Origin of the sequence: Veillonella sp. VA139, assembly GCF_003992005.1 — a bacterium.
In the GTDB taxonomy this organism is placed as follows: Bacteria; Bacillota; Negativicutes; order Veillonellales; family Veillonellaceae; genus F0422.
In genome coordinates this window covers 174796-188393 of the sequence record NZ_RQVL01000001.1, presented here as the reverse complement: position 1 = coordinate 188393, position 13598 = coordinate 174796, and the positions used below count along the sequence as shown (strand labels likewise).

Genomic DNA, 13598 nt, shown 5'->3' with positions numbered 1-13598 from the left:
CTAGAAATATATTCTTTCATAGGTATGGATGGGTATAAACAAATGTATAGTAAAATCCTTTAACTAAAAAGGTAACAGGTTGTGTTCCACAATGGGCATGTGGACACACGTGGTTAGTAGCCAAGTGCTACAGTTAGGAGCGTAATGATGAAAGGGAAGGCATTAGGATTAGCAGTTCTGGCAGGCATCGTAGGTTCTACGGTGAGTGTTGTAAGTGCGCAATCTGCCACAGACTTGGATACAGTGACTGTACTTAATCCAGTGGTTGTGACAGCACAACGTTTTGAGACAAAAGATTTAGAAACACCAGCATCTGTTACAGTTATTGATCAAGCAGATTTGAAAAACTCTGGAGCGAAGAGTATTTTTGACGCAGTGGGACAGGCTACCGGTATAACAACTTTTAGTTATGGACCGTTAGGATTAGAGTTTGGCGGTATGGAAAGTCGTACAAATATCCGTGGCTTAGATAGGAGTGCCTTGGTTTTAGTGAATGGTGCACCTATCAATTTAGATGGTAAAAATAGTTTAAATGGCTTGATGATGGATAATGTGGAACGCATCGAAATCGTTCGTGGTGCTGCGTCTGCACAATATGGTTCCGAAGCATTGGGTGGTGTTGTGAATGTGATCACAAAAGCACCTACTAAAAACCATGCTACTATTGAAACACGTATCGGCAATGAAGGATACAAAAAATATGCTACAACAGTAGGCACAGATAGAATTGAAATTTCTACATCGAAAGAGTATTATGGAGCACAAGCTAGAACATCTCCTGATAGAACGGGAAAAGACTATTATAATACTCGAAAAAATGGCTATGCACATAATATTGCAGTGAATGTGAAACCTCATGACTATGTAACAATTAACTATATGCGTCAACAAAGCGATTCTACATATGGACAAATTAGTACCATACCAAAGGCAAAATGGACCGCGAAAAAATCAGCTTTAACAGAAACCAAATATTGGCATTATCGAGATATTAAAAATAATGGATCCATTGTATATGATGATGAGATTACTAAGGCTAGTGTATTTTTCAATACACGTCGTTTAATCGGTGAAAGTAATTCTTTGAAAACGCCTCAGTATGTACAAAGTCCTTATAATTATGGTGCTTATAAAGTGGGTGTAGAGGCACAGCATACTTGGAAGGCGCATAAGGATACAAATAAAGCAGTGTTAGGGGTGCAGGCAATTCATGAAGCATACCATGGTAAATCAGAGGCGAATCACATGGTAAAAGCAGGACGTAATATTGTAGCATTATATGGTAATTATGAATTCCAGATTACTCCATCTTTCAGCACTACTATTGGTGGTCGATACCAAGTTATTAATGATCCGATTAAAGATCAACAAGTGTTTACACCACAATGGCAAACCTTGTACAAGATTGATGGTTCAAAATCCATCTATACGAATATAGGTAAAGCGTTTACAATGCCGAATATTCATGATGCTTTTAAATGGGTAACAGATCCTAAAAAAATTAAACCTTCTGAGTATATGAAAATACCAGGTGGCAAATTAAAACCAGAAGAAGGTTGGAATTATGAAATTGGGTATAAACAAGCTAATAAGAGAGATTCTTGGCGTGTTAGTCTGTATCACATGAAATTTAAAAATTTCTTTGATTGGGCGGAGAATCCCCTAGACGGAAATCGTAAAACTATTCGTATCAATGGTGGAGAATTCCGCAATACAGGGATTGAAGCAGAGTATAAATCGTATGTAACTAGTGATATAATCATGACCTTAGGTGCATCCTATTCTAATCCTAAAAAACAAGATGTTAATAAAAAAGATTGGGTACAAACAGCTCCTAAATTAGAGTTAAATCTAGCGTTAGATTATGAAAAAGATAAATGGCAAGCTGGATTAGCTGCTTCCTATTGGGGAGTTCGTGCCTATAATCGGGACAAACAACGCAATCCAGAGTTTATCAATATAAATGCCCATGTAAACTATAGCCCGAATGAGTCACAAACAATTGGATTCTATGTAAATAACTTGTTAAATCGTAAAAATGTCATCTCTCAAGGCGAATGGGAATACTGGGATTTACCACGTAATTACTATGTAAACTATTCCTATCATTTCTAGCAGGTACCATATGAAACATTCTATTTTACTCATCACCTCCATGACAAAACATTGGCAGTGGGCTAAAGAAATAGAACAGAAGTATACAGATGAGACTATGTCCTTGGGCATAGTCTTTCTGTCGTGCAACGATATAGAGTTAGCAGATGTTCAGCACGCTATTGATACGGCAGATACAGTTCTATTTACTCATGTAGGCAGTACGTTAGATTCGCCTTTGGTAAAAGGGATTCATAAATATATGACACAGAAACAAGTTACTTATGTATTACTATTTCATGATTCTGCGTCGGATGTACAGCGATATGGTATTGCAGATGGGGACATTGATCAAATTAAGGCTTATTTACACCAAGGTGGAACAGAAAACTTTTATGGACTGTGCCAATATATGCTATCCTTACAAGGCTATACAGGTCCAGTACAACCAGTGAAAGAACTACCATACCAAGGCATTTTAGGTAGACAAGGGGAAGTATATCCATCCTATGAGGCGTATTGTGCAGACTACCGTCATAGCGGTCCTGTGGTAGGGATTTTCTTTTATCGAGATGAATGGGTGCAAGGACAATTAGACTATCCCTATGCACTGTATGATCGTGCATTAGAACAAGGGTTATCTCCGGTATTAGTATTTGGTCAATACAGCAGTAAAGCTGGTGGACAATTACGGTGGTACGATTGTTGGCACACGTTGTTTGATCATCAAGTGAAAGAGACAATATGTCTCATCATTAATACATGCAAGTTCTCCATCATTGGCTTGCAGGGGGCGAGTCGTGATGAAATGGCTGAGTTAGGAATCCCGATCTTGCAGGGCTTTGTTACCTATACTCCCCTTGAAAGCTGGCAAACACGTTCACAAGGGCTAGAGCCGATGGATATATCCTTTTCCCTGTCTTTGCCAGAAATAGATGGTATTTTAAACGGTCATATTGTTGGGACTAGAACGTACTCAGAGGAAAGAGGCTACTATTTCAAACCATATCCTGTGGGGATTCAAAAGTTAGTAGACCAAGCCAAACGATGGATTGCATTGCAACAGAAACATAGGTCAGAAGTAAAGATTGCTCTATTCCTTCATAATTATCCGCCGAAAAATTCGCACATTGGTAATGCATGCGGTCTAGATACTCCAGAATCGGTACTACGGTTGTTACAAGAATTACAACAGAACGGATATACAGTAGATGGTATTCCTCAAACGAGTGAAGATCTAATGACGATATTGACCAAACATGCTACGAATGACGTAGATTGTTTGACCGATTCAGCTGTAGAGAAAGCCCCAAAACTACCGAAAGAAGTGTATAGGACGTGGTTTTCAAAGCTGGATAGTGCTACCCAAGAATCACTACTACAACATTGGGGACAGCCCATAGGGGAGATATTTGTAGAAGAGGATGAGCTTATTATTCCCGGAGTGGCCTTCGGTAATGTGTGGGTCTTAGTACAGCCACCACGTGGATTTAGTGATAATCCAGATGCACTGTACCACTCGCCGGACATTCCTCCTACGCATCATTATGAGGGAGTATATCATTGGGTGCGTACTGTATTTCAAGCCGATGTGGCTATCCATATGGGAACCCATGGTAACTTAGAATGGTTGCCTGGCAAGGGAACGGCTTTAAGTTCCTATTGTTATCCTCAGTTAGGTATCGAAGACATACCCAATCTTTATCCGTACTGGACGACCATTGTCGGTGAAGGTATCCAAGCAAAACGGCGTAGCCATGCGGTCTTACTTAGTTATTTATCGCCACCTATGAAGCGGTCTGGCTTATATGGTGACTATGAAATATTGGAGCGGTACCTTGATGAGTACGACCATATAAAAGTCCAGGAAACAAACCAAGAGCAAGTGGTGCTGGGGTATATTTTATCTTCTGTGAAAGATTGCCATTTAGAGTACTTGTGCGAAACTTTCGACTGGTATCAAGAGGGCGGTCAGGTACACTTTGTGGCAGATAGATCTGTCAGTGAAGAAGAATGGCGATCCTTAGCTGACTCTATTCATGCAGATGAGGCAGAAGAACTGTTAGGGGATATTCATAATTATTTGATGGATATCCAAAATCGTCATATTCGTTGTGGCTTGCATATTTTAGGGCAAAATCCAACCACAGAGGAAGAGGTTGGGTATATAGATGCTTTCATAGATATGCATGGTGTGCCAGAGGATACACAGAAAGAAACGCTGTGTGAGACCTACCTCGCAGGGTTGCGCCAAACCACAGAAGAAATGTACCAATTGTTACGAGGTTTAGAAGGGAAATATATTCCACCTAATATCGGTGGTGCTGTTACTAATGGTGGTATTGATGTACTGCCTATGGGGCGCAATTTTTATGGCATCGATGAACGGACGTTACCTACCGTGCCTGCCTATGCCATCGGTTGTGAACTAGGCAATGTGTTGCTCAATGAATATATTCGAGAAGAACAACGATATCCAGAGGAAATCGGCATAGTCTTGTGGGCTGACAATACGCAACGTACTCATGGACAATGTATTGGTGAAGTATTTTATTTATTGGGTGTACGACCAGTTTATACTGGAAGTCGTGTATCCGATTTAGAAGTCATACCTCTTGAGGAATTAGGGCGACCACGTATCGACGTGACAAGTCGCATTAGTGGCTTATTCCGAGATATGATGCCATCTGGTGTCATGTGGATTGCAAAAGCTGTGCAAATGGTGGGATCTCTTGCTGAGGATCATAGTGTAAATTATGTGAAAAAACATATAGACCTAGATACAGCTGCATTAGTAGAAGAAGGCATGGACTATGAAGAAGCTATCAAAGCGGCATCGATTCGTGTCTTTGGCGATGCACCAGGTGCCTATGGGGCAGGAGTGAATCAAATTTTAGAACAAAGTAATTGGTCGACTCGTGAAGACTTAGCCAATGCCTATGTCACATGGGGCGGTTATGGATATGATGAACGGGGAGAGATTATCCCTAGCCATCAACAGTTTCGCAAGCGATTAGGCTCTATCGAAGTGACTGTGAAAAATGAAGATAATAGAGAAGTAAGTTTGTTGAGTACAGATGATTTCAATGCCTACCATGGTGGGATGATCGCTGCTGTAGAATCTATTAAAGGAGTACAGCCGAAATCCTTTATAGGTGATACAACGTACCGCAAAGATATTTTGGTGCGTTCTTTAGAAGATGAAATTCAACGACAATTCCGCAGTGAACCAATGAACCCTATTTTTATAGAGGGGATGATGAAACACGGCTACAAGGGGGCTGCTGATATGGCTTCCTATGTGCAGCATACGTACGAATGGGATGCTACTAGCGATATGGTGCAAGATTGGATGTATGATGCTTACACAGACGAGTATGTCATGAATCAGGACGTACAGGATTGGATGCGCCAAGTCAATCCTTGGGCCTTAGGGGCCATTTGTCATACTTTATTAGAAGCAGAACAACGAGGACTTTGGAAGGCCAGTGAGGAACGTAAAGAAGGATTGCGCGATGTGGCAATGTCCTTGGAAGATGACCTAGAGGGGTATTATGATGAAACGTAATGGAACCTTGTGGATAGCCAGTCTATTCCTTGTGCTAGGACTCCTTGTAGGGTATCATCCTTGGATCGTAGGGAATAATCATAGTGAGGCATCGAGTGTAGTAGAAGGGGCGCAGCGTATCGTCATTGATGATTGGGGGCGCTCCGTCTCAGTACCTGTAGAGGCAAAGCGAATCGTCTCCTTAACCTCTGCCTATGAACCTATCTTATTAGAGATGGTAGGACCTAATCGATTAGGGGCAGTGAGCTTTCTATCAAAAACAAAGGGGTATGGACCGAATTATGAATTGGCAAAATCTGTGAAAGTCTCTTTATACTCTTATGCGGTGGAAAAAATTGTATATTTACACCCAGATTTAGTGATTGCTCCAGAGTATACAAGTAGGGACGTATTAGATGGACTAGAGCATATGGGAATCCCCGTAGTTATCATCAGCAGTCCTAAAACAGTACAAGAAACGATTGAACTAGTAGAACGATTGGGCCATGTGGTAGGAGCAGAGGACAGCGCGCGCAATATGACCACTAAAATGAAACAAGACATAGAAGAAGTAAAAGTATTATCCTCACAAACAAAAGGGCAAGTTGTGATTTCTATGTCATCTATGGATGGCTATGCGGGGACAGGGAGTTTATTTGATGATATGACCCGTGTCATGGGACTTGTGAATGGACCGAGTCATTTAAGATATGCACCTAGGACAGCTTTCACAGAAGAGCGTATTATTGAAATGGACCCGAATGTGATTCTCATACCGGTGTACGATAAAAGCGAAATGGCTTGGCAAACCTTGTACCGTGACAATCCAGGGCTACAAACGGTTAGAGCCGTTCGAGATGGTCGAGTGGTCACCATGCCAGCAGCGGATTTATATACTGGGAATCAGTTTATTGGTGAATCTATGAAAGATATTTTACGTATCGTACGAGAGAGCGAGAAAGGAGAAGGCACCCATGAATAGACCGTGGTTCTATATGGTTGGCATGATGATAGTGCTGTTGGTGCTTATTGTCGTGTCCTTGTGTATGGGTATTATTCCCATCAGTGCTAGTGATTTCTTGCATTTAACAGAGGAGCAAGAACGAATTTTATATTTTATACGCTTGCCTAGAATTTTAGTGGCGATTTCTATTGGTATGGCCTTGGCCATTGCAGGGGCGGTAATCCAAGGTGTATTTGGTAACCCATTGGCAGATCCTGGCATTATGGGCGTTGTATCAGGGGCTTCCACGGGGGCTGTGATTGCGGTAGCCTTGGGATTGTCCTCAGTGAGTGCCTATTATATGCCATCCTTTGCATTTATCGGCGCCTTGACAGCTCTGGGGATTACGATGCTCCTCAGTTGGTATAAAGGGCGAATGGACCCTCGCATTTTATTGTTAGCAGGTGTAGCCATCAGCATGCTATTGGGGTCTTTGACATCTGGAATTTTAACGTTGATGAATGAATATCGCTTGAAAGAGTTTCTATTCTGGATGGTTGGTAGTTTAGAGTATCGCCGATGGGACCATGTAGCCATTGCGCTTCCTGCCATTGCGGTAGGAACAGCGATTATTATAGCCTTGAGTAAACATTTAAACATTTTAGTGATGGGCGAAGTAGAGGCGAGAGCTGTAGGCATGAATACCAATCGGTATCGTATGATCTTCTTGCTGCTGTCTGCTATGATGACGGCTATTTCTGTATGCGTAGGCGGTAGCATTGGTTTTGTGGGTCTCGTGGTGCCACACATGGTGCGCCTCTTAGTAGGACCTGACCATCGTCTCGTGATACCTGCCTCTGCTTTAGGGGGCGCTTGTTTTGTGTTGTTGTGCGATACATTAGGACGGACCTTATTCCATCCTGTAGATATACGAGTGGGTATTATGACGGCCTTATTAGGAACGCCGTATTTCTTATTCCTCTTGCATCGTTTGAAAGTGAAAGGGGGTTCTCTATGAGTGATGTAGTATTGCGCTTAGAACAGGTATCTGTATACCGTGATGGACAACCAATCGTTCAAGATGTAACCAAAGACTTTTACAAAGGGGAATGTATCGGTATCATTGGGGCGAATGGAAATGGTAAAACCACATTGCTAAAAGCGATTCGCCAGCTATTACCCTATGAGGGGCATATTTATGGAAATGGACAAGATTTGGCGAAACAGTCGGATACGTTTATTGCTAAAACGATGAGTTATATGCAACAACAAGTGGAGATTCCCTATGCTTTCAGTGCTGAAGAAATCGTCATGACTGGTCGTTATGCGTACCAATCTTGGTGGGATAGTGAAAGCGACGAGGATCGTCGTATTGTGCAAGAGATGATGGTCTATACAGGCGTATCACATTTAAAAGATTACCGATTGGAACAGGTCAGTGGTGGAGAAAAACAGCGTATTTTGTTAGCCAAATCTCTAGCCCAAGAGACAGATATTATGCTCTTAGATGAGCCAACATCTGCCCTCGATAAAGGCCATAGTGATGACATGTTCCGATTCTTTCAACATTTGTGCAAGCAAGGAAAAACCATCATTACCGTTGTACATGATTTAGAATTAGCTGCTAAATACTGTACACGATTATTGCTCATTGGGGAACATCGTGTCATTGCAGATGGTACGCCAGAAGAAGTGTTGCAGCCAGAGTATATTAAACGGGCCTTTGATATGGATACAGATGTATTCAGAGATGAACGGTATGGGCAGTTGCGTATAGAAATTATCCCTACCAAAGGACGTTGGCAAGGAGATTAACATGAGTACTATATATCCTTTTACAGCCTTAGTAGGACAAGATCAAATGAAATTGGCATTGTTGCTAAATGCCGTAGATCCACGGGTAGGTGGTGTGTTGATACAAGGTGATAAGGGAACGGCAAAATCGACGGCCGTACGAGGCTTAGCCAAGGTGCTGCCTATGCATCGTGATGGGACACCGATGAAAGTGGTGGACCTTCCATTGCATTGCACGGAAGACAGATTGGTGGGAACCTTGGATATTGAGCGGATGCTGCAAGAGGGGAAGCAAGAGTTTTCTCCAGGCATTTTATTTGAGGCTCACGAAAATATTCTCTATGTGGATGAAGTCAATTTACTAGAGGATTATATAGTGGATACATTGTTAGATGTGGCGGCCATGGGGGTGAATCGGGTTGAACGTGAGGGTATTAGTCATAGTCATCCATCACGATTTATTTTGGTGGGCACCATGAACCCCGAAGAGGGGGCTATTCGACCACAATTACTAGATCGCTTTGGTTTATCTGTGACTGTGAAAGCAGAAACAGATGTAGCATTGCGGATGGAAGTATTGCGCCGCCGACTGGCTTTTGAAGATAATCCACAAGCTTTTATTGAATTCTACCGTAAGGATGATGAAGTGTTGCGTGAAATCATTGAAACAGCTCGTAAAGCGTTGCCTGCGATTGTGGTAGATATGAATGTATTAGAATTGATTGCTAATATATCGATTACCCTAGGCGTAGAGGGACATCGTTCGGATATTACCTTGCTTAATAGCAGCCGTGCTTTGGCAGCCTTACAAGGGGAGCCCTATGTGACCATGGATCATCTGAAACAGTTGACACCGCTTGTGGTGGCCCATCGGATGAAACGGAAACCTTTTGAGCAACGTGAATTTGATGAAAGTATGTTAGAGAATCTATGGACTACCTATGAAGGGGTACAGAAGTAGTAGAATCATCAAAGATTTTGTTAAAGGAGGTGAATGGTATGAGTGAACAAATAAATACAGGTATTCACTTTTTTTTGCAAGAACCTTTGTTGCGCACATTGCTTATCTCAGGTGAAGTGGGTACAGGAAAAACATATGCGCTGTTGCAAGCATTGCATGATGGGGGTCGAATCTATACGACGATTACATCACACACAGATGTGAGTGCTATGCAGGAAGTGTTGGATATACAAAGGACCTTAGAAACATCTCAAATTGTAATACAAGCACATCCTTGGGATGGGTATGACTTGCTCATCTGCGAAGGATTAGATCACTTTGACCGGTCCATGTGGCTACGGATTCTTTACGAGCAAAATCGGCGATACGAAGTGGGGAGACCATTACAAATCATTGGGACCTATACAGGAGCAGAAGGGCTTTCAGAATGGGTCTATGATATGGATTTGTGGATACCCATAGAATCACCGGATATGAACACTAGAGTGCGGGTCCTAGCAGATAGAGACGATGCGGAAACAGGTGAAGCTCATGAAAGTTACAATAGATTAGAACCTCTTCACGAGGGAACATCAGCAGATGTATATGGATTCCACAGAGAAGAACAGATTGGTCCTGAAGGAAAAGTAATGGTTGCATCGGAAACCCATAGAGAAGAACGGATTGGTCATGAGGAAACAGTAAGGGACGTACCTAATACCCCGACGGTGCATAATAGCATATATACATACATTTCCAGTCTAGTCGAGAGATTTAACATTTCCTTTATGGGCATGGAATATATTTTACTAAAAGCTGCCATAGGTTTAGCTAGAGAAACAGGCCATCAGTTTGTGGAGCCTATGGATGTAGAAGCGGTACTCCCTTGGACATTACCACAAAAAATGAAAAACCTAGTGAACTCTCGAACACAGCAAGATGGAGAGGCAGAGGCTTCCTCTGACCGAACTCCATCCGATGAGACAAGAAGGGAACAAGAAAAAACGAAAGAGGGGAGTTTAAATCGAGAACAAGAAGACAATAGCTCACAAGGGATGGATAGGGAGAACGACCGTGATGAGCAAATAGGAAGAATGCCTCAGAGGATGACAACAGATAGCGATGAATCTCATGATGGACAATCAAAAGAGGAACGCGATTTGGAATCAGGTCAGACAGAAGAGGAACTTGACACTAGTCATGATGGAATAGCGAAAGAAAAAGATACGAGCGGAGAGGACCAACGTGAGTCCCATAGAGGTAAGGTAGAGGAGTCCTTTGCACTTTCAGAAGCAGTGGAAACGCAGGTATTACATCTATATGGAATGTTGCAATCTGGGTCGGCAAAGAAACACATAGACATCAGTGATGACGGTCGAGGCCATAAGGTACATCGTCAAGGAACTACGGGGAGAACTATTGCATGGATTCCGACGATAGTAGAAGGGATTGTACGGAGTCGGCAATTACCGATTCAGCTAACAATGAAAGATGTCAGATATGCTATGTATCAGGAAATACCAAAAGAAGCCATCTATTTAGTAGTTGATACAAGTGGATCTATGGGACAGAGACAACGATTACAGGGGGCAGAGAAGTTACTTTCACAATTGGTACAAATGATGTATGTAAAACGACAGTATGTATCGCTCATCACATTTCAAAAGCAGGGGGCGCAATATGTAGTGCCCTTGACAAGGCACATCGAGACCATCCCTAAAGCATTGAAAACAGCTCGGATTGGGGGGAGAACACCCTTTGTAAAAGGCATTGAGGAAGCGGTCAAACAGATAGGCAACGACATGTATCAAATGGGGCATGTACAGGCAAAGGTGGTAATCATTACAGATGGGAAGGTCACCTCGCAAGCACTGCAGGGACTAGACGACATCGGTAGATGGCTTGCGACTCAGGGAATACAAACGACGGTCATTGATACCGATACTAGTTTTGTTCGCATGAATCGTGCCAAAGAGATTGCGCATATGTTAGGGTCAGAGTATGTAAGGATACAAGACATATAACAAAAGGGTATAGAATCTAATAGTGCCTTATTACATGAGGGACATATCCTATACAAGGACTCAGGGGCGATAACAACATGTACGTTTTACATCGTTGTTACCGCCTCTTTTTGCATGTATGGATAACAAAATATACTTTTAATGAAGAGCGGTATAGTAGTGGAAGGTAAGACATTTTTAGGTAATTATTATCTTATAGATGAATAACAATATATGCTCTATATGTAGTGATAGAATATATAGGTAATTACACGTATCATATGCTACAATAGAATATAGAATCCAAGTTTGGTTTGGTTAAAGGTAAGGTGTAATTACATATGGAAAAACGACAAGATTATTTGCAAATGATTGCAGGTGAGTCAGTGTCCCGCAGACCAGTTTGGTTTATGCGTCAAGCGGGGCGAAGTCAAGCGGCGTATCGCAAGATTAAAGAGCGATATAGCCTATTTGAGATTACTCATCAACCGGAATTATGTGCAAAAGTGACGGCGCTGCCTGTTCATGAATATGATGTGGATGCGGCTATTTTGTACAAAGATATTATGACTCCTTTGGTACCTATGGGTGTAGATGTAACTATTAAACCTAGCGTAGGACCTGTCATTGCAAACCCCATACGTTCTCATGAAGATGTAGCGAATTTACGTGATATTGTAGTAGAAGAATCGCTGGATTTTATGGTGAAAACAATCCAAATATTGACGAAAGAAATGCTTGCAGTTCCCTTAATTGGCTTTGCAGGAGCTCCTTTCACATTAGCTAGTTATATGATTGAAGGTGGCCCTTCTAAGAATTACCAGAAAACTCGTCAATGTTTAGTGGCAACTCCAGAGATTTGGCATGCTTTGATGGAGCGATTGACGACCATGTCTATTACCTATATGGAAGGTCAAATTCAGGCAGGTGTGAATGCGATTCAAATTTTCGATTCTTGGATTGGAGCCCTTTCTATGGAACAATATGAAAGCGGTGTATTCCCCTATATGAAACGTATTATTGGGACCATTAAAGAACGTTACCCGCATATTCCTATCACTATGTTCGGCGTAGGGACTAAGCACTTGCTCCCAGTTTGGAAAGAGTTACCTTTAGATGTAATCGGTTGCGATTGGAGATGCTCCATTGCAGAAGCTAGCGCTATGGGGATTACACAGACATTACAGGGGAATTTAGATCCAGCCTATTTATTCGCAGATTGGAAAACGATTCAAGGTGAAATTGACCGCATCTTAGAAGAAGGTGCTGCCCATGGAAAACATATTTTCAACTTAGGTCATGGTGTTGTGCCAGATGCGAATCCTAAAGTATTGCGAAATATTGTGGAGTATGTACATGACAGAGGATAAAACAACACAAGAAGTTTGTGTATTGGTGTTAGATTATGGTTCTCCTCGCTCTTTAAATGATATAGAAGAGTATTATACTCGCATACGGAGAGGCCATAGACCAAGTGATGAAGAATTACAAGGATTACGTCATAAGTATGAGTGTATTGGTGGACAATCCCAATTAATGGAGTCCACCGCATGGCAAGTAGCACGATTACAAGAAGAGTTACAAAATGAATTACCCATTGCAAAGGTAACGGTAGTACAAGCACATAAATATATAGAACCACTCATCGCGGATGTAGCCAAAGAATTGAATCACTATGATACGGTGGTGGTGCTCATGATGAACCCCTATGGAACGGACATATTAAATGCATCCTATTTAGAACCACTACAACCGTTTATAAACGACCGATGGAAGGTAGTACAGAACTGGGCGGACGGACCTACATTAGTGCAATCTTGGGCAGACCGAGTACAAAAGACTATGCGTACATTGCCTATTACAGCGAAACCGCTGTATGTCTTTACTGCCCATAGTGTGCCACTGATGCAAGGAATTTCCTATGATGGATATGTACATAGCTTACAACGGGTGATGCAATCTATAGCAGATCAATTGGTGTTGCCCAATGCTACCCTAGCTTGGCAAAGTGCAGGCACTCGTGGGGAATGGTTAACACCTACGGTGGAAACGGTGACAGAACAAGCGGGTGCAGAAGGCTATACCCATGTGGTATATATTCCTATCGGCTTTACTTGCACCCATATGGAAGTGTCCTATGATTTAGACGTGGAACGTCGTGAACAATGTGATCACTTAGGTATGTCGTATGTGCGAGTGCCTATGCCAGATCATGATACGCTCTTTGTGAAAGCTATGGCGCATGGTGTAGTAACAACTCTCTGGAAGGAGGGATAA

Annotated in this window: 9 protein-coding genes; all 9 read left to right on the top strand. The window is 42.1% G+C overall.

Annotation, left to right across the window (positions count from 1 at the left end):
* Positions 1-144 precede the first annotated feature (144 nt).
* The 9 genes from EO125_RS00980 (at position 145) to hemH (ending at position 13598) form a co-directional block, all read left to right on the top strand.
* Positions 145-2115 (top strand): TonB-dependent siderophore receptor, encoded by a 1971-nt coding sequence (locus EO125_RS00980; RefSeq protein WP_127147242.1) that lies wholly within the window; start codon positions 145-147, stop codon positions 2113-2115.
* Between the two features lie 10 nt (positions 2116-2125).
* Positions 2126-5662: a cobaltochelatase subunit CobN gene (locus tag EO125_RS00975; RefSeq protein WP_127147241.1), complete on the top strand. Its 3537-nt coding sequence runs from the start codon at positions 2126-2128 to the stop codon at positions 5660-5662.
* Entirely contained in the window at positions 5649-6623 is a 975-nt protein-coding gene (locus EO125_RS00970) for an ABC transporter substrate-binding protein (RefSeq protein ID WP_127147240.1), read from the top strand. Before EO125_RS00975 ends, EO125_RS00970 begins: the two co-directional genes overlap by 14 nt.
* Positions 6616-7602: an iron ABC transporter permease gene (locus tag EO125_RS00965; RefSeq protein WP_127147239.1), complete on the top strand. Its 987-nt coding sequence runs from the start codon at positions 6616-6618 to the stop codon at positions 7600-7602. The genes EO125_RS00970 and EO125_RS00965 overlap by 8 nt, the downstream gene beginning before the upstream one ends.
* Positions 7599-8399, top strand: a complete 801-nt coding sequence (locus EO125_RS00960; protein ID WP_127147238.1) for an ABC transporter ATP-binding protein — start codon at positions 7599-7601, stop codon at positions 8397-8399. Before EO125_RS00965 ends, EO125_RS00960 begins: the two co-directional genes overlap by 4 nt.
* 1 nt (position 8400) lies before the next feature.
* Positions 8401-9339, top strand: coding sequence for an ATP-binding protein (locus EO125_RS00955; protein WP_127147237.1), 939 nt, complete (start codon positions 8401-8403; stop codon positions 9337-9339).
* 38 nt (positions 9340-9377) lie between these two features.
* Complete coding sequence (locus EO125_RS00950; RefSeq protein ID WP_127147236.1) at positions 9378-11342, top strand: VWA domain-containing protein; 1965 nt, start codon at positions 9378-9380, stop codon at positions 11340-11342.
* 320 nt (positions 11343-11662) lie between these two features.
* Positions 11663-12691: a uroporphyrinogen decarboxylase gene (gene hemE, locus EO125_RS00945; RefSeq protein ID WP_127147235.1), complete on the top strand. Its 1029-nt coding sequence runs from the start codon at positions 11663-11665 to the stop codon at positions 12689-12691.
* The gene (hemH, locus tag EO125_RS00940) at positions 12678-13598 is read left to right on the top strand and encodes a ferrochelatase (RefSeq protein WP_164726405.1); all 921 of its coding nucleotides are present in this window, start codon (positions 12678-12680) and stop codon (positions 13596-13598) included. The genes hemE and hemH overlap by 14 nt, the downstream gene beginning before the upstream one ends.